Below are 24,462 nucleotides of genomic sequence, written 5' to 3'. Positions count from 1 at the left end.
AAACATCTTTCATACCTGTCTACTTGCATGGGGTAGTTGATTTTTGATAGCGAGATTCAAGAGATAAAAGTAGACTTACAAGTCTATATCTTCCTTATGTTTGTTAACAGAACCTCGACCTAATGCTTTAAAGTTATCACCTGAATGTAGTCTATGATACTTTTACTAAAACTAAAATGCAACTTTAAAGATTTATTTCTTAATATAATTATGGTTTCTCCCGTTCATAAAAACGAATCCATCATAGAAATAAATTAACTATTTAATTCATCTCTATACACTAGATACTCAGTAAAAAAATCATTAAAAATATTCTTTTTAATCACAATATCTCCACTATTAATTGCAAAACATCACTTTGCAACAATCCTTGTCTCCATGAACTGATCAAACTGACCTTACTAAAACACCAACTTCACTATCGCCCCCTCCACTTGCTCATCAGTCACTTCCAGATATCCCGACAGTACCGCCAGCGTCCTATGCCCCGGAATTCGCTGAATAGGCTTTGTCGGCACTCCAGCATTGTGCATCCGCGTCAGAGCCGTGCGTCTGAAACCTACATTTCGCAGGTCATGAAACGAGGTAATAGCAACAAACTGATGGTCCATAAATACCTGAGATCCCTGGTACATGGGTCTAGCTTACCCTGCTGAAAAAACGTAGTTATAGAGAGAACTTCCAGAATGAAGTAGTGAAATCACCTATCAATTCTTTCTCAGCTATTCATTATTAGGCTAAAAAACCTATATTTTAGATTAACCGTATAAAAATCTGAAACCAGTTGATAGGCGATTTCAGGTAGCCCCAAAATCCATTAAAACTAGTATTATTCTTAGCCTTTAATTCATGTTTTGGATTGTTCTATTATCCGATCTGCTATAATTTGACAGCTTGTCGTATTTAACTAAAATTGACTTTATCAAATGTTCACTACTGTATTTTTAGTAGTGAACATTTGATAAAGATTAACTCTTGCCTACCTAAAAAATCAGAGGTGATGACTAAATTATAAGCATCAAATAATTCTGGATAAATGCGAACGGATTCTATATTATTTTTTATAGTTTAGTTAGTATCCTTAGTGAGTTTTTTTGATTTGCACTTGCAAAATATATAGAAAAACTGTTAATCACTACTGAAGAGGATGAGTAATGTTTACTTCTAAAACACGTCGTGAGTTCCTGATCTCTGCTGGTGCAGCTACGGCTTTGTTCTTTCTTCCCACCAAGGTAGCGCAAGCACAGGAACTGCGCACGCGAAAGAATGTTGCTAGCCCTGATGCAGAAGGCGATCTTGCCTCTTTGCGCGATGGAGTGAGCGAGATGAAGAGGCTGATAAATACAGATCCTGAAGACCCACGAGGATGGATTCTCCAAGCTTATATTCATGGTAACTGTAATGATTTTACCGATTGTAAGCATAGTAATTGGTACTTTGCACCCTGGCATCGCTCTTATCTCTACTATTTCGAGCAACTCATCCAACACTTCAGCGGTAACGCTACCTTTGCACTGCCATATTGGGATTGGTCACAAACCCATACTGTACCGAGTTCGTTCTATGGCGATGCCAATCCTCTCGACGATAATATTTCGATCCAGTCTATTTGTTCTTCAGCACCAACGGCAGGTCGTGGCCGTCCCGACGGAGAGGAGATTACACAACAAGAATTAGAAGAGTATGTTGGTCCCGTTAGGATCGAGAGCATCCAGCAGAATCCCGACTATGCAACCTATGGAGGTATTGGAGGTAGTGGTGAACTAGAGGTAATCCCACACAACTTCATCCATCGATGGGTTGGTGATGTCGGTGGGAAGAATAGCAATATGGTGCAGTTTTTTTCTCCTCTGGATCCAATATTCTGGATGCATCACTGCAACATAGACCGCCTTTACTCTGATTGGCTTTCTAGACCAGGCCACTTACCTCCTTCAGAAGATGAGTGGCAGAACCAATCCTTTAACGAATTCTATGATGTTGATAAAAACCAGGTCGGGAGTGAATTCACGTGTGGTCAGACTGTGGACTCAAGGGTTATGGGCTATGTCTACAGTACCGATCAGATTACTAACCTAACACAGACGTTGGCAGCACGATCAAGCATAATAAGGCAGCAGGTTGTAGAATCTGTAATTGAGTCGAAGTCTATCCTTGTGGAAAATGTGCTTTCATTTGAAGCTAATGTGGATTTATCTCTACGGACTCGTCGTCTTATAAGTACGGCAGCAGTCGGAGTACCTAACTATGTTGTACGTCTGCGTATTGAAGGTGTCAAGACACCAAAGCAGCAAAATACTGGTGTTTTTGTATTTTTAGGGCCTGACATTACTGCTGAAACTCCTATATCTGCACCGGGATATGTCGGCAACTTCACCTTCTTTGAGGGACAAGGTGGCGGCAACAGAAAGCGTTGGAGTCATGGTCACAAGAAGAATGTACTTCTTAATGCTACTGAAGCTGTCAAGAGACTCTATGGAGACACTCGCTTGTCAGAGAGCAATAGCCTGAAAGTTTCGATTGTGACTCGCTCCCTTTTTGGTGACCAGAATGCCTTCGCATCGGTGGAGGAAATCCAACCAAATATGGTTCAGATTGATGTGGTTGACCTCAATGCTTGAAGACAGATTTTTCACATGGGTGGCTATGAGGGTCTCAAGGAGAGCGATCTTTAGACTCATTGCCATCGCCTTGATGAGTTGCATCTCAGTAGCTTGCTCTGCCTCAAACTCAGATGTTCGAGCCGAAGGAGCCGATCTAAGCGGCAACAGTGGTAAGAGTGATCCCATGACTATGAACATCATCAACAATTCTTCTAGCACCTTTCAGTTAGAAATCGGAGATGAGGTTCGGCAAACCCTTAAACTTCATCTTGAGGGTGGCTCTCTCAAGATTGCCCGTTTAGTTATTCGAGACGTTTATCCGCAGGCGGCAAAGGATTTGAAGGGTGTTCGAATCTTTATTGAGAATCCAGATGCTGATGCTAACACTACCATTGATGATCAGCATTACATAAGCAGCTTTGTTTTAGGTCTTGAGGACGTACAGTCCCAACAATTTAATATCGCGCCGACACTCTCTAGGTTATGGCATGCGGGCATCATTACACCAGCTCATCTTGACGGGAGAAAGCAACTGCAAGTTACCTTTGTTCCTATCCATTGGGATTATGTAACTGCTTTCCCAACAGACTTCGCACTAACATTCAAATCTTTGACGCTTGAGGTGCCAAACCAGTAACATTTCTGTCGGACTAATCAACTGCCCGCTGCAAGCAGACGGAGTATGGAATACGATTTGCTCCCAAACCGTAGATTTGGATTACAATCCCATTTCTTCACTGCAAGCAGCGGGGAATCTACCCTCACTAGATTGAAGCAAGAATTCTGTCTTTCGACTTTCTACTTATTATTCAAAATTCGCTATATCACCAGATTTTAGAGGCTATTCTGGTAGATTATCGTTACTTTTAGGCATTCCATTTTCAGACCAATATTTAAATGTCGCAACCCAATTATCTGGCCAATGTCTATCTGTCTGTGGAGGCATCACTCCACTAGCTCCCTCAGCTCTAGAAACTCTATTCAAAATATCTGAAGCTTTCGCAACGACATCATCATAGTTACTAAGATCAAATCGCGAACCACTATTTTTCATGCAATTAACATCTAAAGATTCAAATAAATCTCGGATATTATCATCCCAAGTGGGTACCTTTGGCTTACCATTTGTTATCCAATTTTGAAATGTATCAATCTTATCTTGATGCCAACGAGGTCCCCCTTGTGGCATGAGAAGGGGGTCTTCTTCAGGTAAAGAAACTCGATCTAAAATCTGATCAGCAAATTGGAATACATCTGTGTAGCTGGCCAAATCAAAGGGAGGATTTCCGACATTATTCATACAACCAATATCACCAGCAGTAAAAAAGTTTTTGATATCAATTTCCCAAGTAGGAAAGGGATTTATACCTCCAGTATTGTCTGAATCATTCCCATCTGGGAGGGTTACGGTTGGATCAAAGCGAAAACAAGGTCCATAACGTTCCCCAGAAGCATTAGGAATTATTTCTTGTAGAATACTGACTGCATCATTAGTCAGCTCAAACATTGTTCTTAGAACAGCATCATCCAGAGATAGTTTTCCACCACCTTCTTCTTCAGGGTATGTCCATGCTCGCTCAATTTCTAAGAGCATTTTGGAGTAAGTTCTATCAAATTTTGTGATTTTTTCCCAGACATCGCTAGAAACATTTTCTCTCTGATAGCCATTCTCAGGAATAGTAGCCATCGAATAAACTTCTGCTGGAGCTTTAATTTGGTCTGCAGGCTTGTTACCGTAGACAAACTGACCATTTATAAATCGAATTCGCCGTTCACGATCTAATTCTAAATATCGATAGTAGTGAGAGAGGTCTTCTACCCCTGTATCTTCTGGGGATGTGCCTGTCCCTTCACCTTGGCGTTTGATAACTGAGATCGCACGTTTGACATCTTTAAGGCTTTCAATTAAAAAAACTTTTCGATCAGGGTCATTCTGAAAATCAACTGAGTATTTGAGTTGTTGGTTAGTATCAAACTCTGGCAGTTCGCCTCGATCCTGTAAATCTTGAAATTCTTCAAGAATTTCGGTATAAAACTGGCCAATAGTTTTAGCACAATCCGATGCACAATCATTAGCCTGGGCATCTGGCTTGGGATCATTGCCAATCTCAATAGGAGGATTTTCGGGGTATTCAATCGCCAGAAAGGTTTGAAGTGCTTCTGGAGAATATCGTGCTAAAGATACTTCCAAATCGGATTGCACCATTCCTGGCAAAGGGCCTGGATAAGTGGGTACACCATCGCTAGAAGTTAGATCTGGCTCCCCACCCATTGCCACAATTAGATTGCATACCAGTCCCATATGTAGCATTTCCTCTTCTGCAATTTGATTGCGAATGGACTGGTATGCGAACGAGTTGCGATCATTTATTGTCCACAGTGCAATGAGGTAAGGAGGTAAGGTTGAAAACTCAAGCTTTAGAGCTGTTTGCAGTGCTTTTCTTAGCCAAGTAATATCTCTTTCATTTCTAGAGACTTTTAATAATGCAGATATGTTCATAAACCATTTCCAAAATATCTAAAGTGAGAATTATTTTTGCTCTATTCACGGATTACTTTCAAGAGCTGATTTGAGACAGAGATTCGTAAATATTTGAAGAAACTACTTCATAAATTTATAATGTTTAGCTTTCATTCGGTATTGATCAATAACCTTCTTTGTTGCACCTCATTTTGAAAAAATATGACGGGAAAGATTAGCAATCTAAATTCTTTCTTTTCCTTAAAAGGAAGATATTAAATTACCAATACACATACCAATTACCTATAAAGATGACCTGTATTGAACTGCTAAAGCATTGTAAATACGCCACTTTAGCATATCGATTAGCTCATCTCTAAACGAAATTGGTATCACGAATTACTCATCATTATTTACTTCCAATAAGAAATGACTGAGTAGAACATTACTCAGATGCTTTTCATCAAGCCATATCAGTGCTTAAGCCACTAAAAAATAAAAGAGATACTGTGAAATATATCTTTTGCAGCAAGCGTTCCGATCCAGATACTTAGAGGTTATGAGGGACTCTAACCACTGACTTATCTTATTCTTACTTCATATCTCTTGTTGCCACAGACTCATACAGAAATAAGTCTTAAGTAACATGCATTCTTGGAGATTTATGAAGCTGGTAAAAATCCTCTAAGATTTAGCTTAATAGCTTAATTGAGATGCAGATATATCCTCATATTTCCTAAATATATAGTCAATATTGTAGCCACCATCACAAATGAAAAAAAAATTCACAAATCCTGCTACATCTTCACTTTAGGAAGTTGAAAGAAATTTTTAGCGGTATTAACTTTAATGGTTCTGATCTCATTGGTACCAACTTCACCGATGCTAACCTCATGCGTATTTGCATAGCTTCGGGCTCTTGTCCTCTTTTGGTGATGCCAACTATGCGGTAGAGGATAGAGGAGTAAACCCTTGCCAGGTCTGGTTATGGAACTCTTCCAACAATTCCTTCCGTGCCAAGACACCCTTCACTTGGACAGTTGGGATCTTGACTCCACAAACCATCAGATGACCTTCCATGTTTCTTCAACTCAAGCTTTGGCTTGTTGCCCAGTCTGCCATCAAACATCACACCGGGTTCACAGTCGCTATGAGCGGACCTTGAGAGATCTTCCCTGTGTGGAATTCTGTCTGACTATTCTGCTTCAAGTTTGCAAGTTCTTCTGTTCCAATAAAACTTGTAAGCGTCGCATTTTTACTGAGCGATTACCCCAGGTCGCGGTTCCTTGGGCTCGGAGGACAGTTCGCTTTGCAGAACACCTTAGTTCGATTGGCTTGGCCCTTGGTGGTGCAGCTGCAGCCCGGCTGAGTTATCAAATCAATTATGGAAGTAGTCGCAATACTATGTTGAGAGCCCTCTTCAAGCTTCCACTTCCCTCAGTGACAACGCCCAAAATATTAGGGGTGGATGATTTTGCACTTCGCAGAGGCCATGAATATGGCACCATTCTTGTGGACCTTGAAAAGCATCAACCTATTGTCTTGTTAACAGATCGCAAAGCAGACACGTTAGCAGATTGGTTGAACGAGCACCCTGGTGTCGAAGTCATTTCTCGTGATCGCTCCAAGGCATATAAATCAGGAGCAAGTGAAGGGGCACCTGATGCATTGCAGGTTGCAGACCGCTTTCATCTACTCCAGAACCTTGAAGAAATTCTAGAAAACGTGTTTAGCTCTCATTCCCAAGTAATCAAGACAGTCGAGTACACCCTGCTGAAAGCTACACTTGCTGAGCATCAAGACACAGAAGCAATGAGCCAGCCTGTGGTGAAACCTCAAGTTGATCCTAATTCTCGTAAGGCTCAAAATCGGGCTCGAAGATTGGAAAAATACGAGCAGACTCATGCTTTACGCAAGCAAGGTTACCTGATCAAAGATATTGCTCATCATCTGGGGATTGGCAAACGCACTGTGTATACCTACCTAGCTGCTGATACATTTCAAGAGTATAAAACCCATCCCCGACGAGGATGGAGTGGTCTTAACCCTTACAAAGCCTACCTGCTTGAACAATGGAATAAAGGTCGTCAGAATTCCAAACAATTATTAGCAGAGATTCAGCAGCAGGGCTTCAAGGGCAGTTATACGATGGTCGTTCGCTACACTCACAAATTGCGTCAGTCTCTACCCCCGCAGCCTCCACGAGATTCCCTCAATGAGCTACCAGGAAGAGGACCTGTTCCTGAGGCTCAAGAGCTCATCCAAAAGCCTTTGACAGTTCAGAGGGCGGCTTGGTTGGTGATGCGCAAGGTGGAAAATCTAACGGAAGAGGATGAGACAATTTTGGAACAGCTGAGTAGTCAACCTGAACTCTCAAAAGCCATTGATCTGGCTCAAAGCTTGCTCTTCATCGTCAGGAAGAGATTACCTCAACATCTAGACCCGTGGTTGGACAGAGCTAAAAATAGTGCACTGAAACCTTTTCAGAGTTTTGCGAAAGGGCTCCTAGACGACTACGAAGCGGTCAAAGCTGCCCTAACACTGGAAGTGAGTAATGGCCAGGTTGAAGGACAAAATAATCGATTGAAAATGGTGAAGCGCCAAATGTATGGGAGGGCTGGTCTCGACCTTTTGAATAAACGCTTGGTGCTTATGAGCTGAAGTAGTTGCTGCTTATAGCTTTGCGTGCATTTTCTCAAGCATCACCAAAAGTGGACTAGATCCCGAGGTTACGAGAATACGCAGTTCATCAAGGAGTGCTCTGAATTCTCTATTATCAAAGCATTTCAGCTATCTCAGTCCATGGCGAATAAATAAGGACACTAACATTTTTATCACTTTGGCCCAATTGAAGAGTTGCTGATACCAACTGCAACGAAAGCTAGAAGCTATACAGAGAAAGGACTTCAGGCCTTAGTATTTCTCAATTTTCTTTAGCCTTTAGTAATAATTTGGATTCTTCTCGAACGTATTTGCGTCGTTTCAAGCCCCTAAAAGTGTTTGATTGAAGCTGGTGTCAGCGGCCCTTCAATCTAGTGAGGGTAGATTCCCCGCTGCTTGCAGCGAAGAAATGGAATTGCAATTCAAATCTACGGTTTGGGAGCAAATCGTATTCCATACCCCGTCTGCTTGCAGCAGGGCAGTTGATTTGGGCCTTGTAGTTTCTTGAATTTTTGGATAATTCTTACAGATGGGAGTTTACCTTTCATCAGACCTATATTAGGTGCAAATTATTTTAGCTAATTTAGGGTTATCTAATAATTCAAAGAATTCCCTAATTTATCTCAAAACTCTAATCTAATGACATTTGGCCACTCTGTTAATTAGCTATTTCAGGTAATAAATATCAACAAGATAATACTTAATAATTTGTCTTAATCAAGACCTTATTAACGCTAACTACTAAACTAAAAAGTAGCTATTTCAGGTAGGTTACACACAAAATCCGAAATCATTTATCAGATTATAATTTCCCCTCAGCATCGTTCCATTTCCTTTCCTGAAAATTAAGGAGCTAAGTTATGGCATTATTTTGCGATCGCATAGCCATCACAGCGATTACCCTTACTGTTTTTTATAGCCTGCCTACGATCGCTGAGCCTCAACCTTCAACTCAAGCCTCTGACCTACGCTTCTCGCCTCGCTTCGGTATTGGCGCGAATAGCCCCAGCAGTGGTACAAACACCACCACTCGCCTCGAAACCTTTGTTCCTGTTTGGCAGAAGCCGGGTCGAGCATTGACCTTCTTCGAAGGCCGTCTCCTGCTAGATGACCAGGGCAACCCAGGTGGAAATATTCTGTTCGGCTTCCGTCAGTATAGTGATGATCTAAAACGTATATTTGGTGGTCATCTAGGTTTTGATATTCGTAACACTGATAATAATACCTTCCAGCAATTGAGCTTGGGTATAGAGAGTCTCGGAAAGGATGTTGACCTTCACCTGAATGGGTATTGGCCCGTTGGCAGTACTCGCCGCCAAACCAGGCAACGTATTTTTGAGGTATTGCAACTTAATGGTGACCCTCGATTTACTGGGAATATTCTACTTTTAGACTTGCTGCGGCGACGTCTGATTACGCGTCAATTTGAAGAAGCCTTGGCCGGAGTGGACTTTGAAGTTGGAAAACAACTCCTTAGTTTTAAGAATGGAGGTGATTTACGAGCATACCTAGGCCCTTACTTTCTCCATAGCAGTATTCGAGGTAATACGATTGGAGGTCGGTTGCGCTTACAGGTACGACCTACTCCTAATATCAGTGGTGGAATTGGAATTCAGCATGATGATTTTTTCGGCACCCATGTGTTGGGAAATATCACCTTTACACTCTCAGTAAATCAGCCTCAAAGCCCAGTTTCACCAGCGAACAATGTTGTGGCACGAATGGGTGATTCAGTCATTCGCAACAACAGCATAATTGTAGATACCCCCAACACTACAGAACTTCTTGAAACTGAGACTCAAACGGTTGCAGCAATGAACCCAACCACGGGAGAGCCATGGTTTTTTCACCATGTCAACTTAGGTTTGGGCAATAGCGATGGCACCTTTGAATCACCATTTCCTAGCTTGGAAGATGCACTAGGAGTGATAAGGGGGGATGGGAATGACATCGTTTATGTAGCAAATGGGATAAATTCAGGTATTGAAGGATTTACGATTCCTGACAAGGTACAAGTTCGTTCAAGAGGAGCTGTACAGCAGATTGATGTTAACCCCATTTCATTCCCATTGCGGCCAGAGAGTGTTCTTAGGCTAGGCCAGGTTCAACTTCCCTTCTCTGGCGATAGTAGCTTCCCTCGCATCACTAGTACCGTCAGTTTGGGGAATAACACGCTGCTCTCAGGGTTTGATGTACAGGTAACGGGTGCCCCAGCATTAGTAGCTAACAACATTACTACTGCGACTGTTATAGATAATAGTCTTGCTAGTACAAATTCAACTACCAATGGCATCTCAATCAATGGCATTAGTGGCTCACTCAATCTTGACAATAACGCGATTAATATTGATAACCCTGCGATGGCAGGAGTGGATATTAGCAATGTTAGTGCGTCTACAGGCTCAGTTCGAATTGTAGGTACCTCAGGGAGCCGCATCCAACGCACGGGAAGAGATGGAGTGGTGCTGGGAAATAATACTACCATCGCAAATTTAAACATAGCCCCTTTACCCAACAACGTAGATTTTTCAGGCAATCGAGGCATCTTTGGCCGTAACGTTCGTAATGTTAGGGTGCAGAACAATCAGATTATTGTTATCGGGAGAGACTTTTCTCCAGGCATCAAATTAGAGAACATAACAGGTTCTGCTGAAATTATTAATAACCAGATTACCAGGAACCCTATATTTGTTGATCCTGCTGCTCCAGGTATATCTCACGGTATTTCTCTCAGCTTATCCAACATCAATTTGGACCGTGTAGTCATCTCTGAAAACACAATTAAAACAACAGGGATCAGTACTGACGGCATTGTGATTCAGTCTTTGAATGATAGTGCTATTCAATCCGTTACTATCTCTGGAAATACGATTGAAACAAATGGAGTACAATCTGACGGCATCGTGGTTCAATCTTCCAATAATAGTACTATTCAATCCGCTAACATCTCTGGAAATACGGTGGAAACAGCAGGATTGAACTCTCAGGGTATTTCCGTTCGGCCTATCTACAACAGTGTCATCACTACTGCTACTATCTCTGGAAACACCGTCTCAACGGATAGAATCTTTTCTTATGGCATTTTGGTTGAGCCGTTCAATAAAAGTACTATTACTACCGCAAGCATCTCTGAAAATACTGTCTCGACTACTGGAATTGCTGATGGGATCTTGCTCCGACCCGGCTATAACAGTGCTATTACCACCACGACCATCTCTGGAAATAAAATTTCAACAGCTGGATTAATTTCTGATGATATGGTTTTAAGACCTTTCTTTACTATTCCTAGTACAACTGCCAGTATTAATATCAGGCCTACTACTAATAGCGTTATATCCACTGCGATCATCTCTGGAAATACCGTCTCGACAACTGGACTTGCCTATGGCATTAACGTTCAACCTTCCCAAAACGGTACAATCACCGTTGCGACTATTTCAGGTAACACTGTCTCAACGGATAGATTCAATGCTGCTGGTATTAGGGTCCAGCCATACATAGACAGCACTATCAATAAAGCGACTATCTCTGGAAACACGGTTTCGACGTCAGGGAAAAATGCTGACGGTATCTTAGTAAGGCCTGTTGGCAATGGAGCCATCCAATCCGCTACTATTTCTAATAATAAAATCCTTCAAGCAGGGCGGGACAGTGTACGGATTCAAGCAAGACAGGATAGTTTACGGATAGGAAATTATGATGTTAATCCCATCTGTGCTGCTATTTCTGGCAATCGTAGTGATAATCCCAACGTTGCAATGGCAGGAGGGTTAGATTTTAATCTAATCTCTGCGAGGAGTCCTTTCCAGGTGGAAAGTTTAACAACTGTCAGTCTTGACAATAATAATGCAATCTTCAGCTTCGATGGCACGTTGGTTCCTCCTGGAACTCCTTCTAGTCCCTTTACGAATGTAGTTAGTTGTCCCTAGCAACTCATTTCAGTTTTTATTTTAGAGGTTGATTAAACTGAAATCCATTCCCTGTATGTCATTCAAGCGATACAAACTAAAATAGTTATAAAGGGCTTCGGGTTTTTATTCTGTTGACCTAAACTATTGCCTTTTAATGTTCAAAACCCGAGTTACAGAACATCCTTCCTTCCTCCATAATCTCAAAACCACGTTTCAAAAACCTTCTTATAGCAGCAAGGGTATTTTAGTAGTTATTTCTACTCCAAATAATCCCTCTTATCTGCATTACCCAAAAACTTACACGAAAAGATAACACCTTTATCTCTGGAATGCATACTAGGACGGAGTTTAAGTGCTCTAGTGCTCATCGGAAAAACTTAGATCTTCTAGAGAAAAAAAGTAAAGTTTTCCATCAAAATCTCCAGCAACAACTGTGTGACCATCCAGGGCGATCTCACAACAACTAAATGCACTTTCGCCAGAAAAACTCATTACTTCTTTACCCGTCTGCAGATCCCAGACTTTGAGGGTCTTATCCAAAGATGTAGAGACGAGGGTTTGAGCATTGGGACTGATGCTGATGCCAATGACAGAGTCAGTATGTCCATTGAGAATACCCAACTCACGACCTGTTGCTAACTCCCAAATCTTAAGGCTGTTGTCACTAGATGAAGAGATGAGGGTCTGGCCATCAGAGCTGATCTTCACATCAGATACAGAGTCAGAATGACCCTTGAGGATGCCCAGCTCCCGGCCTGTTGCTAGCTCCCAAACCCTTAAGGTCTTGTCACTAGATGCTGAAACGAGAGTCTGACCATCGGGGCTGATACTGACGCTATGGACTGAAAAAGTGTGACCATTGAGGGTATGCAGCTCCTTGCCCGTCTCTAGCTCCCAAACCTTTAATGTCCCATCCCAAGACGTGGAGACGAGGATTTGACTATCAGGGCTGATGCTGATGCCATTGACGAAGTCAGTATGCCCAGTAAGGGTGTGCCTTACCTTGCCTGTCTCCAACTCCCAGACCTTCAAAGTCATATCCCAAGATGCAGAGACCAGAGTCTGAGCATTAGGGCTGATCATCACATCAGAAACGAAGTCAGTATGTCCAGAGAGTATACTCAGCTCCCGACCCGTTGCCAGCTCCCAAATCTTCAGAGTCTTGTCCCAGGATGCAGAGAAGAGGGTTTGACCATCAGGGCTAACACTAATACCAGAGACACAATCTAGATGTCCAGAGACAATGTGCATTAGGGTTTACCCTTCTTGGCTTCGTCATTGAGCTTTACTTCAACCAAACATTCATCCAACTCTCCCAGAACCTCCATCTCCCACTTCATCTGAGAGAGGATCGCTGGCAAGTCATCGTCTTCCTCAACCTCAACCGTTAGCTGGTATTCATTTCCTCGCGGTTTCCGCTTGACCATCTGAAACTGTTCGAGTACCCGCTCCTCAATCGCTTTCCTAACTTTGCCTTTTTTCTTCCCATTAACCCAGAGCTTCATACCCAAATGAATGACTTGATGAGAACTCTCCACAGACCTTACCTGGGGACAGTCCGAAGGCTCTTCGACGACAGGATCTAACTGAAGCACCTCATTGGTCGGTATTTCGCCACGCAGGACCCGTTCTTCTAGCGATGTCGACTGCCGCTCATTTTTCACAAAACCTCTCAGTCCCAGCTTTTCTGGCAAAGCCCGCACATCAGCCACTAATAGCTCAAGTTCCTGTAAGTTTTCCTGCCAGAGCTGAGCAAAATCAATGATCCCTTCATCCAAATCATCTTGGTACAGGGGAGGCTTCCCCGTCATCTCTGCTAGTGCCTCCAGCAATTGACGCTGCTTCCGGTCCAACGACTGGGCAAAGACTAAAGGTTGCCCCTCCTTTTCCGCCCGGTAAAACGCAGTGATCGCAGCCTCTTGTTCTGCTGCCACCGTATACCGTCGAAAGGACCGCTCATCCGTATGCCCTGTTAATCGTCGGGCATGAGCCGGGTCTAACCCCATTCGCAAATATTCAGTCGCACTTGTATGTCGAAACTGATGGGGGTGAAGATCGGGGAGTTCAGCTAATCTGCCGATATCCTCCACAGCAAAATAGACCCCGTGATAACTCAGGCGTTGCCCTTCCCAGCCCTGGTGGTGGGACAGAATCAACGGAGACTCAGCCGATAACGCTTCCCCTTGTTGATCCTTTCGCCAATCTAGATACTCCTGAACCACCTGCTGCCCTTCCGTTGAAAGGGGCACGAGTCGAGGTTGGTTATTCTTGGTTTTGGTAATACTAATCAATCGGCCATCAAAAGACCCCACATTGGCGGTTACTACTTCCCCCGCTCGAAGGTTATGACTGAGCAACTGCACTAGGGCCAGGTCTCTCAGTTGGGTCTGTTCCCGCTGTGTGATCGCATCCCAGACTCGCGTCATCTCCTCCGGGGTCAAATTCTGGGCCGGGGGCAAAGGCACCTTCTCAAACTTCACCCCTTTGGTGGGATTGGTCGGGCATAGCTCCGGGTGAAACTGGGTCAGCCATTTGAAGAAGCTCTTGAGGGCCGTTAAGGCACTATTGAGACTGTTTTTGGAGAGCGTCTTTCCTTCAGCGACCTTTAGCTCCATCAGGTAGACTTTGTATTGGCCCAGATGCCGAAGCGTCAGATCCGACCATCGAAAATGGGTCCAGCCCAAGAACCGTTTAAGCTCCCGTTCATAGAGCTTTTGAGAATTGGGGGATAAATTGCTGTTACGTAGGAACTCCTGAACCATCGGCCAGCGGATATCCATCGGAGTGGGAATCTGTGTCGGTCTGCCTCGACGGATGGATTTTGGAGACGGTGCTTGATCCGCTTCCGTCGTGGGGAAGGTGATGAGTTTGACTTCCGGGATATCTACCCCATAATTTTTACTCATCAACCTTGCTCACTTTCAACCATCAAATCATCCAAAGAATCAGGGAAATCACCCCGCTCAACCATTTTTCGAAACGCTCGATAGCAATCCTTCTTATCACCTTCCTTACGGGGATAACCCAACCATAGGACGAAGATGGACTGACTTTCAGGGACTTTAAACGCTCGAAAAAATAACCGATATCGATTAGGAATCCCCATCTTTTTCACCCGACCAAACTTCTTGAGAGGTCCAGTCAACGCAAAATGAGACGCAAAGGGATCGGCTGGAATTTTCGCTTTGATCGCCTGCATGGTAGCAGCATAGAGCTTCACCTGGGGATGGCGTACATAGTCTTCTGGCGGTAGAGTGGCTTTCAGTCGCTTTACTTCAGTCCTTAATGCCAAACGTTGTTGTCCAAACAGGCGTTTGAGAAAGTAAATATTCCAGTCATTAATCAGCATCGAGGATCACACCCGCGATTAACTCTTCGTCCTCATCGGCCATGTCCTGAGTATATTCTTCCAACTCATCAGGGTTAGCGAGGGCCTGTTTGGTTAGAAAGTCCAGGTAGAGACTGAGCATTAGATCATCTTCCTCCTGGCCTTCTTCCTCCGTCTTCGCGCGTGAAAAGACAACGGTGTCTGGGGCAATGACTTGGATAACCCCATCTGAACCAACGAACTCGGGATGTTCCCGGAAGAAATCACTCGTGATCCGATAGCCAGAGGAATTCCCAATTTTGGCCCAAGATGCCTTGTAAGTTTTATCAGTCATAGCGCTAAACCAAGCAATACCAACGTTATAACATACTGTAATAACATATCAATGGCATTGCAGCCAGATATCATAAAAATTATTGGGAAGAAGTACGGCAATTTTGAGGTTTATTATGCAGGCTGAGTAACAAATAAGAAGAGAAATATATACATCTTTCCTACTCTATCGCTCATGCTTTTTATGAATTAAATCCAAGGAATATATGAGAATCAACGTATTCAATTAATAATAATCAAAGTCAATATTATTGGGGGATTAGAGAACAGTGTCACTGGAGGGAAAAACTTTAGAAACTGCTGTAACAGGACTTGTTAGTATTAGTCTCAAAGTCTTTGGTCAATTCCTTGAAAATCAGCCTCTGATATCAGTAGAACAGCAAATATACAACTTGTCAGAGATCTATGCTCAAAATTACTATAAGCGTCATGGTCAGATCCAAGTACTAGGGATGTCGCAGTCCATATCCTTTGATGACATCTACACCAACGTCAAGATGATGGATGCTGAGACGGTCAAAATTCTAGAGAGTATTGAAAGACTAGAAAAAGTATACCGAGAAGCCCATCAAAGATATTTATGGCAGCAAACAGAGGCTAAACAGAAAGGGATAGCGGTTGAAAACACAGAGCAATATCTCTGCGTGTTGGGCGGTCCAGGGATTGGTAAAACCACCTATCTCCGTAAAGTTGGCTTAGCAGCCCTACTTAGGAATGTGGAAAGTTACGACCATGAGAAAATTCCCGTATTTTTGGACTTGAAGCGATTACGAGATCCAGACCTAGACCTCAAAAAATCTATTGCTGAAGAGTTTGAGATTTGTGGTTTTCCTAAACCAGAACAATTTACTGATCATGCCCTCAAATCAGGTGATTTTCTGATTCTCTTGGATGGACTAGATGAAGTACTCAGCGGTAGTTTCAATCAAGTGGTTCAATCCATTATAGATTTCTCAGACCGATACTCTAATAATCGATTTATTACCTCCTGCCGAATCGCTGCTTATCCCACTTACTTCACTGGATTTAAAACGGTTGCTATTGCAGAACTTGATGATGATCAGATCTTTGAATTCATCAAAAAATGGTTTGATGCTGATCCCAACCCCCAACTGACCCGTGAGAAAAAGGCAGAATATGTAAATACGATTTGGGAACAACTCAAAGAACCTGACTTTATTTATACGAAGGAACTACCCCAAACCCCGTTGCTGCTGGCGTTCATCTGTTTAGTCTGCCGACAGGGAAAGACAATTATCGACAATCAGGCCAAACTCTATTCCAAGGCACTAGACTTCTCATTAAAAGATTGGGCCAATTCAAAATTAATGGATGAGAACTGGGAAATCTATCAAGATTTCAGCGCTGATATAAAAAAAGATATGCTGGCGTCAATCGCCTATGTTGGCTTTGAAGAAGACAAGCTTTTTTTTGAAAAAGATGAATTAGCTGAGCAGATTACAGCCTTTTTGACCAATAATTTGAATGTCTCCAAGCATCTTGATGTCAATAAACTGATGGAAGAGATCGCAGTGCAGTCGGGGATCTTAGTCAAGCAGGCTACAGATATTTATTCTTTCTCTCACCTAACGCTTCAAGAACATCTTTGCGCTGAGTATATTAGAAACTGGAGCTACGAAGATCAATTAATTCAGAATCATGCCGCAGATAAGCATTGGCGAGGAGTCTTTCTTCTCGTAACTGAGCTGAAAGGACATTCTGCGATCGAATTCTTGCAACAATTGGAAGAACAAACTCAAGCGCTTTCTGAATACCCTAAATTAAGCGGATTGCTAGCCTGGGTTGAGTCAAAGACATCTACTGCTATCAGTGACTTTTCTGGTGAGATTAGACGAGTATTTACCCTAATATTAATCTTTGACCTCACCATTGCCCTCACTCTCGCCCTCGCTCTCGACTTAGACCTTGCTCTCGCCCTCGATGTCGCCCTTGCCCGCGACCGCGACCGGGAACGCTTTGCCAGCAGTGCAAGTGTCATCGCCAGCTTACGTGAAAGCGAACGAGCCAAAGCCATAGCCACCATTGGCGACCTCGCCAGTGTTCGTGCCCTCGCAAGCAACCTCTCAAGCGGCCTCAATCTGGACGTCGCCCTCGACCATGCCCTCGACGACACCCTCGCAAGCGACCTCGCTCTGGCCAGCGCTTTCGCTCGCGGCAACGTTCTCGCCATGGCCCAATTTGCCCTGGATAAGAAACTAATGGTAGATGTTGAACTTCAAACCCTCATCTCATGTCTAAAAAATTCATCACATGCCTTAAAAACTTCATCTAAAGGACTCACATCAATAGTCAGCTCGTCTCTAAATATCTCTCAAGAACTCTTTGATTTGTCCAAAGATGACCTGCAAATGCTTACCAACTACTTCTCAACCTGCCAGCTCATGATCGACTGCAGTAAACAAGCGAGTGGCCTCTCGGTAAATGATTGGAATGCCATCCGACAGCAGATGTTCCTACCCCCTCAGTTCTAAACCTACGAAAATTCATCCTTTATTTGAAGGAGAGAATTTCAACATAAAATATGTGTCTAATATCTTATTTACATTAAAAATTACATTAAAATATGTCATATCAGAAGGGCGACTTGTACACTAGTTCAGAGGCATGTTTCACCCAAGACCTTCAGAGCCATCGCCTCATTGTTGACTTTTGAGAACTAGGTGATCGATGAGCCAACCCATTTCGATTCGCTCCCATGTGGGTGCCGATGGCGTTCTTCGCTTAGAGGTGCCCACGGAGTTTGCGGATGCCGATTTAGAGGTGACGGTTCTACTGTCTCCGGCTGAATCCTCTGCCCCCACCACTACAGAATGGCAACCGGGTTTCTTTTCAGATGTGATCGGCAGTTGGGAGGGAGAGTTGACGCGATCCGATCAGGGCGAGTTTGAGATCCGTGAGGACTGGACATGACCTATTTACTGGATACAAACGCCTGTATCCAACTGCTTAAGGCTAACCAGGACTCTGCAATTGCAAAGCGTTTAGCACAATACACTCCTGCTGATATTAGATTGTGCGTTCCGGTGAAGAGTGAATTGTTCTATGGCGCTTATAAAAGTGTCAAACGACAGGCTAACTTAGAACGTCTCAGGCTTTTCTATCGCCAGTTCCAATCGATTCCGTTTAATGACGAGGTTGCCAAAGTCTGTGGCCAGATCCGGGCAGCTCTTGCAGCGAAGGGCACTCCCATTGGTCCCTATGATTTGCAAATTGCAGCCATTGCTCTGGTTCACGACCTCACCCTGGTCACGGATAATGTTCGGGAGTTTTCACGGGTGGATGGTCTGGCCTGGGAAAACTGGCAGGAGGAGGCTTGAGATGGGACGCCCTATCAACAAGCTTTGTTTAGAGTGCTCGAAGCTTTCCCAAAAGGAAGCGATCTCACTCCACGGACCTGAAACGACAACGGCTTGTTGGAATCCTAAGACTTGCCCCCGGAAGCGATCGCATTATCGGCATCGCAGGGAGAACAATGAAAAACAACGAGCACATTACAGGGATAGGAACTCAAAACCAGCACCAGCCGAGACCACAGAAACCTTTTCGATTCCCGTCCAAGCCCCTCCAGTAGCTTTACTCTACCTCTACAAGGAGAAACCCAAGGATGCCCATCTCCATGCCATGGCCGTCAGTGTCTGGCAGGGGAGTGAGAAGTTAGCGGAAATTGAAGCTGTCCATTGTATGGGGATGACCAATACTCAAGTTAATCGGTATTTGAAAGAGGTGCTGAGGGTACTACGAGAACGATACGGAATTACAGAGTTTGAACCGCCGATTCGCATGGAGCCTTCTGAGTGCGAAATTGTGGACTGTCCACTGAAGGATAAGCGCCATGTTCAAACAGCTTGAGCTAGATTTTGCCAGTGCTTTGGCCTCTGCTTTGGATGAACCGGAACAAGCTGATATTTCCCTGATGTGTGCATCACTCGATCAGCATTTGCAAGGTCGGTCATCACATGAACAGCTTCGGGTAGCTGGGGATGCGATCAGGGACATTGCTGATGTTGTCTGTCAACGAGCAGAACTGCTGATCCAGGATTGGGAGGATCGACATAATACCCAAGGACCAGTGCTGGATGATGACTTCTTGGCCGGGTTGGTTCAAGAGACCATGTTCCTCGACGTGTCGGATCTCTGCCGTCAGCCGAAGTCACGGAAGCAACGTCATGGGTTCACGGGGAAGCCTGTGGAGTCCGTCGTGGGTGAGGTTAGCAAGGATGATGTGTTGGAATTTGTGGATGAGCTAGAGAGTGGGGAGGCGGTTGCTCTGAAGGTCAGCCATGAGGAGGATGTTGGCGCTTGGGTGGGTGCGATCCATGACTTTCTTGAGGGTAAAGAGGATGCTGTGTTGTTCGGTGACTTAGCGCGAGGGCTTGGTTTTGCGCCCGTGGCTGTGTTGATCGGGGTGCTTTTGGGTGGATTTCGGGTGGAGCAGCGAGGAGGATTCTATAGCCAGTCTCTTCGGGTAAGTCAGAGGTAGATTGACTGCTTGCAACTATTTTTAGTTGCAAGTTCCTGTGGCATCAGAGATAATATAAGCAGTTTTGACCTCCAATATGACTCGAAAAGAGAAGCTGATTAAACGCTTTCTCACACGGCCCAAAGACTTTACCTGGGACGAGTTAGTTTTGTTGCTTTCCTTTTTTCAATTCTCTGAAGTATCGACGGGTAAAACGGGTGGTTCTGGAAGACGCTTCATTAATGAAGAGGGGCTTGTGATCAGCCTTCATAAACCCCATCCAAAAAAAATATTAAAGAAGTATCAGATTGAACAAGTCATGGACATTCTTGAGCAGGAGGGGCTGCTATGAAAAATATGATGGAATACCAAGGCTACTTTGGCTCTGTGAATTTCAGTGATGAGGATGAAGTATTTTTTGGGAAGGTTGAGTTCATCCGCAGCCTGATTAGCTATGAGGGTACTGATGTTCAATCTTTGAAATCTGCTTTTCATGGAGCCGTTGATGAATATCTTGCTGATTGTACTGAAAACGAGATTGAGCCTGAACGTCCCTTCAAAGGCAGCTTCAATATTAGACCTGGAACTCAACTTCATAGGCGGGCTGCGATCGCAGCTCAGCAGCGGGGAATCAATCTCAATGCTCTTGTAACTGAAGCGCTAGAGAACTATCTACAGCCCTCTAAATAATCTATCCAGAAAATGTGCGTGAAGACTCCAGCTATACAAATGTTAGTTAGAGATGTGTATATCACTTAATTCCCAGCATGTTGTCATGCCGAACATGCTAGTATAATAGTATGATTGTACTAGAGTTTAAAGCAAGAACCAGTAAGCATCAAGCAAGTGCAATTGATGAAGCCATCAGAACGGCTCAATTCATTCGTAATAAGTGCTTGCGCTTTTGGATGGATAACAAAGGTACGGGCAAATACGACTTAAATAAGTTGTGTAGAGTTCTTGCCAATGATTTTCCTTTTGCTAAGCAACTCAACTCTATGGCTCGGCAGGCAAGTGCTGAGTGAGCTTGGAGTTCAATCACCCGTTTCTATGAGAATTACAAACGGGGTATAAAACCCGTTGGCTTTCCAAGGTTTAAGAAGCATTCCCGGTCAGTAGAATACAAAACCTCTGGGTGGAAGCTTCTGAGTCCCAAAAAGATTAAATTTACTGACGGGTTTAAGATTGGTGAGCTGCGTTTAATCGGCCTAAAACGACCGAAGCTGCGATATGGGGCAATTTAGTATATTTGTACTTAAATGAGAGACTATTCTGCCACTATTGCCGGCAGCTTTCCTTCACCACATGGAGTGCTTTTGAGGCTTGATAGGCCGTTCCACAATACGGACAGAATCGATGCTTGAGCAACGTCATTGGCCCATCTCAGCTTCGGTCGTTTTAGGTCTAATAACATTACAATTATTTCCGAGATCATTCCACAACCACAGGCCCATAACCACCTCCCCGGGAAGAAACCATGAAGCGACCCGTTCACATCACCGATGAATACGTGCTAGAACGAGCCCAGGAAGACATAGAAGCTGCTAATGGACACCAGGGCAACCCCATTGAAGGCGATGCCTCAGTCACTGCCGACTTCGATAACTTTGACCTGAGCGTAGACGCTTACGAAGAAGCTGGGACAATAGTGTTCTGTGTGACGGGTTCCGTTGACGTCCACTACGAATTCAGTGAGTACGTGCAGAAAGGCCGCTCTGACGAGTACGACCACAAACAGTGGGGGAAAGATGAGCGCGAAGACTACGAGATGTACTATCACATCGCAGCCGAAAAGCTTGTAGAGGGGGAGCCATGACCATCGAGATAGACGACCCGCCTAACCTGAGAGCACTGTCAGAGATAGGCTTAAAACGACCGAAGCTGCGATATCGCACCATTTAGTACTAAGCAATTACATCCATTTAGGTTTACCTCCAGGCAACATCGAGTGCCATCCGTTGTGTGAAATCAAGATTGAACCATCCATAGGGCGTCACATGATTCCAGATCAGGGGGCACAAAGCCCTCAAGTCCTCTGTTTTCATTCTCTGCATCCATTGTGGTTCACTGAGCACATTCTGAATCATCAGCGTATTGATGTAGATCATACTGACTTGAAGCAGGTGCAAGGCCAGTGCCGACAGCTCTTGATTCTCCCGCTTATTGGTCGCGAACTCACCACCCCGACCAAAGTAGATAAAGTCATTGGCCCCATTCCATCGTTCCACCACATTCAGCCCCTCATTGATTTCCACTCTGAGTGCTTCAGACGATAGATACTGACACAGGAAAATAGTTTTGACCGCCTTGCCTATCTCCAGCAGTGCCTTATGCGTCGGATGCTGAATCTCCGCATTCCCAAAGCGCCGGAAAATATCTTCCGCCTCAGCCGTCCCCAACCTCAATGCCGTCGCGTACTTGATGGCTTGGTCATACTGCTGAGCCACCAGATCCCAGTCAATCGCCTTCGACAATATCAGCTTGAGATTGGGATAGGCTGCTTTCGTTCCTGCCTCTGGCAAAGAGAGCTTTTGAACACCAATGCGTTTGAAACGGGGCATCAACTGAAACCCCAGAAGATGGCAGAAGGCAAAGCCCAGCTCACTCTGGCCATGAGTATCAACATAGTTCTTCTCCAGCTTCAGATCTGTGTTGTGTCGCAACAGCCCAGTGAGCATGGATGAAACCTCAGAAGAGGAACAGTTTTTCAGTTGCGAGTAGACGCACAACGACTTCTTTTCAACGTGGTTAACCTAAGCCGGAGGATCACTCCTCCGACTTGGCTTCAAAACCGTGCGTAAATCTTTCGATTTACACGGCTCCTCAGTGGCTTGGTGCTTGTCATACATACCATTTGGCCTGAGAGGACTTCTCCTTGGCCGTTTTAACATAATGACAATGTCTGTGTAGTAGTTGAAGATTCTTGTATACGTCCAATCCTCCCATTGATGTAGGGAGAATGTGATCCACTTCAAGTAAATCTTCTTCTCGGAAGAACATGCCGCACTGAGCGCATTTCCCCTTCTGCTTCTTCAAGAGCATAGATACTCTCTTCGGAGCTTCTGGATGCTTCCCAGTCCTTGAACTCCAGTAAACTAGATTGCCATTGTAGGGACTTGCATCCCCCTTGACTTTGACATGGCGGATAATTGGAGTCTGTCGATGTTTGAGTAATTTTTCGGTTCTAGATTTAGTTACTCTAGTCGCGAAGACCCATTTATCTCCCCCGACAGTTTGCCAATATTTATTCACCACCCATTTCCTGGATTTGCCAGGATGGCGGTGGTTAGCCCATGTTTGAAGCTTTTGATACAGTAAATGGTCTAGACGGGAGAAGGTCTCTTTACTAGCCATGGTCGAATAATATCTCGTCCATCCTCTAATCACGGGATTGAGGTGGCGGATTAATGCCGCTTGCGGCGCTGCCTTATGGGCGTTGATGATACTAACGAGCCGATTGTAATGTACTTTTTGCTTCTTTCGACTGGGGGTAATGATGGTCTTAAATCCCAGCAATGTCCCGCATAATCTCCCCGATTGATGTTGACCGACCGGGAATTGTCTAACTGAGAATCCTAGAAAATCAAATCCAGGGTTTTCAGCTTCATACCTTTTGAGAGTATGGGATATATGCGTTTTGCTAGGTTTTAGTTCCAACCCCATGTCTTTTAGCCACTCATGAACTAAGCTCTGACATCTTTGAACTACGGATAAATCCTCGTGAAGAATCACGAAGTCATCACAGTATCGAATGACATCAGGAGTAGCAATTCTTTTTCGCTTATTCCCGTCGGCAATCTTTCTGATAGGAAAGGCTTGCTTGATTCGATACTCTAGGCCATGGAGGGCTACATTTGCCAACAAAGGAGAGATAGTCCCCCCTTGAGGTGCTCCTTCAGATGTCTGTAAGAACTGATGACCATCAATTACCCCAGCTTTTAGCCAAGTTTTTATTTGTCGGCGTAGAGTGGGAAAGGTCTTCAGCTTTTTGAGCAGTGCTTCGTGGTTTATTCGGTCAAAACATTGGGCTATATCAGCGTCCAACACATATTTTGCTTTCTGTTTAATGGCTGCAAAAATTTGTTCTATCGCGTCATGACATGAACGGCCTGGTCTTGAACCATAGGAGTTTGGTTCGAAAACCGCTTCCCATTCAGGTTCCAGGGCTAGTTTGACTAGTGTCATTCTTGCCCTTTCATACAGGGTCGGTATACCCAAAGGACGTTGTTCGTCTTTTCCTGGTTTAGGAATCCACACCCGTCTGGTGGGAGGGGCCTTTGAGCCGAGTTTAAGTTGACCCACTAGGGGCAGACGAGCTTCTGGGGACAGAGATTTAACTCCATCCACACCTGCCGTCTTTTTTCCCTGGTTGTCTTGTGTGACCCGTCTAACTGAAAGGCATTTGGCTGACCAGGACCTCATCAGAGTTTTCTGGAGTCTATGTACTACTTTGACATCGCCACGTTGTCTGGCTCTGAATATGCGCTTTTGCAACTTAAACACTTTCCGCTCTAGTTTTGGCCAGGGGATTGCGCTCCATTCCATCATCGGTTTGACCCGTGCTTTAGACATATTTATTGCTACTTGTTCCTATTCATTCCAAGTCACCGTGAGTCTGTCTGCTTATCCTCACCATTACAGTGGGGCTTTTGCTTTTGACCCAATCCTTCCCACCGCCTAACTTC

22 protein-coding genes and 1 pseudogene are annotated in these 24,462 nt (G+C 44.2%); 15 read left to right on the top strand and 8 right to left on the bottom strand.

Translation table 11 applies throughout. The annotated features are described in order from the left end of the window. Window positions 1–401: 401 nt before the first annotated feature. Window positions 402–635 (bottom strand): site-specific integrase, encoded by a 234-nt coding sequence (locus tag AM1_RS43585; RefSeq protein WP_238549342.1) that lies wholly within the window; start codon window positions 633–635, stop codon window positions 402–404. 519 nt (window positions 636–1,154) lie between these two features. Here AM1_RS43585 and AM1_RS31850 point away from each other — a divergent pair. Continuing rightward, a complete protein-coding gene (locus AM1_RS31850) occupies window positions 1,155–2,621 on the top strand; it encodes a tyrosinase family protein (protein ID WP_012167220.1) in 1,467 nt (488 codons plus the stop codon). 172 nt (window positions 2,622–2,793) lie between these two features. Beyond that, a complete protein-coding gene (locus AM1_RS31845) occupies window positions 2,794–3,240 on the top strand; it encodes a hypothetical protein (RefSeq protein ID WP_187152980.1) in 447 nt (148 codons plus the stop codon). 204 nt (window positions 3,241–3,444) lie between these two features. On the opposite strand, the gene AM1_RS31840 is transcribed toward AM1_RS31845, so the two are convergent. Further along, window positions 3,445–5,103 carry a ferritin-like domain-containing protein gene (locus tag AM1_RS31840; RefSeq protein WP_012167218.1) on the bottom strand — a complete coding sequence of 553 codons (1,659 nt, stop codon included), beginning with the start codon at window positions 5,101–5,103 and terminating at the stop codon, window positions 3,445–3,447. Window positions 5,104–5,882: 779 nt separating this feature from the next. Here AM1_RS31840 and AM1_RS44570 point away from each other — a divergent pair. The 3 genes from AM1_RS44570 to AM1_RS31830 all read left to right on the top strand — a co-directional run bounded on the left by AM1_RS44570 (window position 5,883) and on the right by AM1_RS31830 (window position 11,654). Further along, the gene (locus tag AM1_RS44570; protein WP_187152979.1) at window positions 5,883–6,017 is read left to right on the top strand and encodes a pentapeptide repeat-containing protein; all 135 of its coding nucleotides are present in this window, start codon (window positions 5,883–5,885) and stop codon (window positions 6,015–6,017) included. Window positions 6,018–6,051: 34 nt separating this feature from the next. After that, window positions 6,052–7,725 (top strand): ISL3-like element ISAcma23 family transposase, encoded by a 1,674-nt coding sequence (locus tag AM1_RS31835; protein WP_012166248.1) that lies wholly within the window; start codon window positions 6,052–6,054, stop codon window positions 7,723–7,725. Window positions 7,726–8,585: 860 nt separating this feature from the next. Further along, complete coding sequence (locus AM1_RS31830; protein WP_012167215.1) at window positions 8,586–11,654, top strand: inverse autotransporter beta domain-containing protein; 3,069 nt, start codon at window positions 8,586–8,588, stop codon at window positions 11,652–11,654. Window positions 11,655–11,993: 339 nt separating this feature from the next. Here the strand turns inward: AM1_RS31830 and AM1_RS31825 are convergent, their stop codons facing one another. The 4 genes from AM1_RS31825 to AM1_RS31810 are packed head-to-tail and all read right to left on the bottom strand — an operon-like array spanning window position 11,994 to window position 15,298. Beyond that, a complete protein-coding gene (locus AM1_RS31825) occupies window positions 11,994–12,887 on the bottom strand; it encodes a WD40 repeat domain-containing protein (RefSeq protein WP_012167214.1) in 894 nt (297 codons plus the stop codon). Next, window positions 12,887–14,542 (bottom strand): tyrosine-type recombinase/integrase, encoded by a 1,656-nt coding sequence (locus AM1_RS43580; protein ID WP_012167213.1) that lies wholly within the window; start codon window positions 14,540–14,542, stop codon window positions 12,887–12,889. Before AM1_RS43580 ends, AM1_RS31825 begins: the two co-directional genes overlap by 1 nt. Further along, entirely contained in the window at window positions 14,542–14,985 is a 444-nt protein-coding gene (locus AM1_RS31815) for a type II toxin-antitoxin system YhaV family toxin (RefSeq protein WP_012167212.1), read from the bottom strand. The genes AM1_RS43580 and AM1_RS31815 overlap by 1 nt, the downstream gene beginning before the upstream one ends. Continuing rightward, the gene (locus AM1_RS31810; protein WP_012167211.1) at window positions 14,975–15,298 is read right to left on the bottom strand and encodes an AbrB/MazE/SpoVT family DNA-binding domain-containing protein; all 324 of its coding nucleotides are present in this window, start codon (window positions 15,296–15,298) and stop codon (window positions 14,975–14,977) included. The genes AM1_RS31815 and AM1_RS31810 overlap by 11 nt, the downstream gene beginning before the upstream one ends. 391 nt (window positions 15,299–15,689) lie before the next feature. Between AM1_RS31810 and AM1_RS31805 the strand changes: the two genes are divergently transcribed. The 9 genes from AM1_RS31805 to AM1_RS31765 all read left to right on the top strand — a co-directional run bounded on the left by AM1_RS31805 (window position 15,690) and on the right by AM1_RS31765 (window position 21,593). After that, on the top strand, window positions 15,690–17,789 hold the full coding sequence (locus AM1_RS31805) for an NACHT domain-containing protein (RefSeq protein ID WP_187152978.1): 2,100 nt from the start codon (window positions 15,690–15,692) through the stop codon (window positions 17,787–17,789). Window positions 17,790–17,985: 196 nt separating this feature from the next. Beyond that, window positions 17,986–18,228, top strand: coding sequence for a hypothetical protein (locus tag AM1_RS31800; RefSeq protein WP_012167209.1), 243 nt, complete (start codon window positions 17,986–17,988; stop codon window positions 18,226–18,228). After that, the gene (locus AM1_RS31795; RefSeq protein WP_012167208.1) at window positions 18,225–18,635 is read left to right on the top strand and encodes a type II toxin-antitoxin system VapC family toxin; all 411 of its coding nucleotides are present in this window, start codon (window positions 18,225–18,227) and stop codon (window positions 18,633–18,635) included. Before AM1_RS31800 ends, AM1_RS31795 begins: the two co-directional genes overlap by 4 nt. 1 nt (window position 18,636) lies before the next feature. Then, on the top strand, window positions 18,637–19,167 hold the full coding sequence (locus tag AM1_RS31790) for a hypothetical protein (RefSeq protein ID WP_012167207.1): 531 nt from the start codon (window positions 18,637–18,639) through the stop codon (window positions 19,165–19,167). Then, the gene (locus tag AM1_RS31785; RefSeq protein ID WP_012167206.1) at window positions 19,151–19,798 is read left to right on the top strand and encodes a hypothetical protein; all 648 of its coding nucleotides are present in this window, start codon (window positions 19,151–19,153) and stop codon (window positions 19,796–19,798) included. Before AM1_RS31790 ends, AM1_RS31785 begins: the two co-directional genes overlap by 17 nt. Before the next feature lie 76 nt (window positions 19,799–19,874). Then, on the top strand, window positions 19,875–20,129 hold the full coding sequence (locus tag AM1_RS31780; RefSeq protein ID WP_012167205.1) for a type II toxin-antitoxin system HicA family toxin: 255 nt from the start codon (window positions 19,875–19,877) through the stop codon (window positions 20,127–20,129). Next, entirely contained in the window at window positions 20,126–20,467 is a 342-nt protein-coding gene (locus tag AM1_RS31775) for a type II toxin-antitoxin system HicB family antitoxin (protein WP_012167204.1), read from the top strand. Before AM1_RS31780 ends, AM1_RS31775 begins: the two co-directional genes overlap by 4 nt. A gap of 110 nt (window positions 20,468–20,577) precedes the next feature. Then, on the top strand, window positions 20,578–20,802 hold the full coding sequence (locus AM1_RS44565; RefSeq protein ID WP_012167203.1) for a hypothetical protein: 225 nt from the start codon (window positions 20,578–20,580) through the stop codon (window positions 20,800–20,802). A 452-nt stretch (window positions 20,803–21,254) separates the two neighbouring features. Beyond that, entirely contained in the window at window positions 21,255–21,593 is a 339-nt protein-coding gene (locus AM1_RS31765; protein ID WP_012167201.1) for a hypothetical protein, read from the top strand. A 112-nt stretch (window positions 21,594–21,705) separates the two neighbouring features. Here AM1_RS31765 and AM1_RS31760 read toward each other — a convergent pair. Further along, a pseudogene (locus AM1_RS31760) lies at window positions 21,706–22,524 on the bottom strand (Tn3 family transposase); the annotation flags it as partial. Between the two features lie 94 nt (window positions 22,525–22,618). After that, window positions 22,619–24,349: a group II intron reverse transcriptase/maturase gene (gene ltrA / locus AM1_RS31755; protein WP_012166345.1), complete on the bottom strand. Its 1,731-nt coding sequence runs from the start codon at window positions 24,347–24,349 to the stop codon at window positions 22,619–22,621. Between ltrA and AM1_RS42570 the strand changes: the two genes are divergently transcribed. Then, window positions 24,258–24,458 (top strand): hypothetical protein, encoded by a 201-nt coding sequence (locus AM1_RS42570; protein WP_187152965.1) that lies wholly within the window; start codon window positions 24,258–24,260, stop codon window positions 24,456–24,458. The genes ltrA and AM1_RS42570 overlap by 92 nt on opposite strands. Window positions 24,459–24,462 lie beyond the last annotated feature (4 nt).

This window comes from Acaryochloris marina MBIC11017 (genome assembly GCF_000018105.1).
In the GTDB taxonomy this organism is placed as follows: domain Bacteria; phylum Cyanobacteriota; class Cyanobacteriia; order Thermosynechococcales; family Thermosynechococcaceae; genus Acaryochloris; species Acaryochloris marina.
Note: the sequence above shows the minus strand (reverse complement) of the source record. Positions and strands in the feature narration are given on the sequence as shown.

Coding starts and splice junctions, on each gene's coding strand:
- AM1_RS31845 (WP_187152980.1), top strand. CDS start 2,794: ATGAACATCATCAACAATTCTTCTAGCACCTTTCAGTTAGAAATCGGA.
- AM1_RS31800 (WP_012167209.1), top strand. CDS start 17,986: ATGAGCCAACCCATTTCGATTCGCTCCCATGTGGGTGCCGATGGCGTT.
- AM1_RS44565 (WP_012167203.1), top strand. CDS start 20,578: ATGATTGTACTAGAGTTTAAAGCAAGAACCAGTAAGCATCAAGCAAGT.
- AM1_RS31780 (WP_012167205.1), top strand. CDS start 19,875: ATGACTCGAAAAGAGAAGCTGATTAAACGCTTTCTCACACGGCCCAAA.
- AM1_RS31785 (WP_012167206.1), top strand. CDS start 19,151: ATGTTCAAACAGCTTGAGCTAGATTTTGCCAGTGCTTTGGCCTCTGCT.
- AM1_RS31830 (WP_012167215.1), top strand. CDS start 8,586: ATGGCATTATTTTGCGATCGCATAGCCATCACAGCGATTACCCTTACT.
- AM1_RS31810 (WP_012167211.1), bottom strand. CDS start 15,298: ATGACTGATAAAACTTACAAGGCATCTTGGGCCAAAATTGGGAATTCC.
- AM1_RS31850 (WP_012167220.1), top strand. CDS start 1,155: ATGTTTACTTCTAAAACACGTCGTGAGTTCCTGATCTCTGCTGGTGCA.
- AM1_RS31765 (WP_012167201.1), top strand. CDS start 21,255: ATGAAGCGACCCGTTCACATCACCGATGAATACGTGCTAGAACGAGCC.
- AM1_RS43580 (WP_012167213.1), bottom strand. CDS start 14,542: ATGAGTAAAAATTATGGGGTAGATATCCCGGAAGTCAAACTCATCACC.
- AM1_RS31835 (WP_012166248.1), top strand. CDS start 6,052: ATGGAACTCTTCCAACAATTCCTTCCGTGCCAAGACACCCTTCACTTG.
- AM1_RS42570 (WP_187152965.1), top strand. CDS start 24,258: ATGCGCTTTTGCAACTTAAACACTTTCCGCTCTAGTTTTGGCCAGGGG.
- AM1_RS31795 (WP_012167208.1), top strand. CDS start 18,225: ATGACCTATTTACTGGATACAAACGCCTGTATCCAACTGCTTAAGGCT.
- AM1_RS31840 (WP_012167218.1), bottom strand. CDS start 5,103: ATGAACATATCTGCATTATTAAAAGTCTCTAGAAATGAAAGAGATATT.
- AM1_RS31775 (WP_012167204.1), top strand. CDS start 20,126: ATGAAAAATATGATGGAATACCAAGGCTACTTTGGCTCTGTGAATTTC.
- AM1_RS43585 (WP_238549342.1), bottom strand. CDS start 635: ATGTACCAGGGATCTCAGGTATTTATGGACCATCAGTTTGTTGCTATT.
- AM1_RS31815 (WP_012167212.1), bottom strand. CDS start 14,985: ATGCTGATTAATGACTGGAATATTTACTTTCTCAAACGCCTGTTTGGA.
- AM1_RS31825 (WP_012167214.1), bottom strand. CDS start 12,887: ATGCACATTGTCTCTGGACATCTAGATTGTGTCTCTGGTATTAGTGTT.
- AM1_RS31790 (WP_012167207.1), top strand. CDS start 18,637: ATGGGACGCCCTATCAACAAGCTTTGTTTAGAGTGCTCGAAGCTTTCC.
- ltrA (WP_012166345.1), bottom strand. CDS start 24,349: ATGTCTAAAGCACGGGTCAAACCGATGATGGAATGGAGCGCAATCCCC.